Origin of the sequence: Paenibacillus cisolokensis, from assembly GCF_050481165.1 — a bacterium.
GTDB classification, from domain to species: domain Bacteria; phylum Bacillota; class Bacilli; order Paenibacillales; family Paenibacillaceae; genus Paenibacillus_AH; species Paenibacillus_AH cisolokensis.
This window is the reverse complement of record NZ_JBCNFP010000132.1, coordinates 1-619: the sequence shown is the minus strand read 5'-3', so window position 1 is coordinate 619 and position 619 is coordinate 1. Positions and strand designations below refer to the sequence as shown.

Here is a 619-nt window from a genome sequence, read left to right as displayed (position 1 = left end):
CTCGCTTCCCTATATGGGAGGTGTAAAGGATGCCTAACATAGATCAACTCGCCGAAGGCTACAACTGGCCGGTATCCAGGTTTGAGAAGATCGGCCGGGAGATTGGGCGACTTGTGGCAGAGAAGAATCAAGCATATGGCGATTCGTTTGCAAAATGCGGAGACTTCCTCCGCCTCTTGTACCCAGACGGCATCAAGCCCGAGCAATACAGAGACGCGCTCTGCATTGTGCGGATATTCGATAAGCTGATGAGGATCGCGACAGACAGGGATGCGTTCGGTGAGTCGCCTTACAGGGATATTGTGGGCTACGGAATTTTGGGGGTGGAAATGGATGCGAACAAAGTCGAGAGCGGAAGGTGATCAATACCGGCCGGTAGTACGAGTTGTTTACGCGGTTGACGGTGTACCGATCAAGATCAGAATGAGCGGCCGTGTGTATATCTTAAAAGCTTATAAACAACGTAAAGGCCGCTGGAAACTAGCAAAATAGAGGTGAGTGGATGAACCAGGACCGGAGGAGGAGGCAGAGGGGAATAAGCAGCCGGAACCGCAATAAATGCATTCACTTTATTGGAAAAACCTATAAAATTCATATCCATTATTGAGAGGAGTAATAA

General features: G+C 49.1%; 2 protein-coding genes. One reads left to right on the top strand and one right to left on the bottom strand.

Features of this window, described 5'->3' with window-relative positions; all coding sequences use genetic code 11:
- The first annotated feature begins 29 nt into the window (after nt 1-29).
- The gene (locus ABEV74_RS19530; RefSeq protein ID WP_430148689.1) at nt 30-362 is read left to right on the top strand and encodes a hypothetical protein; all 333 of its coding nucleotides are present in this window, start codon (nt 30-32) and stop codon (nt 360-362) included.
- Nucleotides 363-418: 56 nt separating this feature from the next.
- Here the strand turns inward: ABEV74_RS19530 and ABEV74_RS19525 are convergent.
- The coding region (locus ABEV74_RS19525; RefSeq protein ID WP_430148686.1) for a hypothetical protein at nt 419-619 on the bottom strand (201 nt) is incomplete at its 5' end.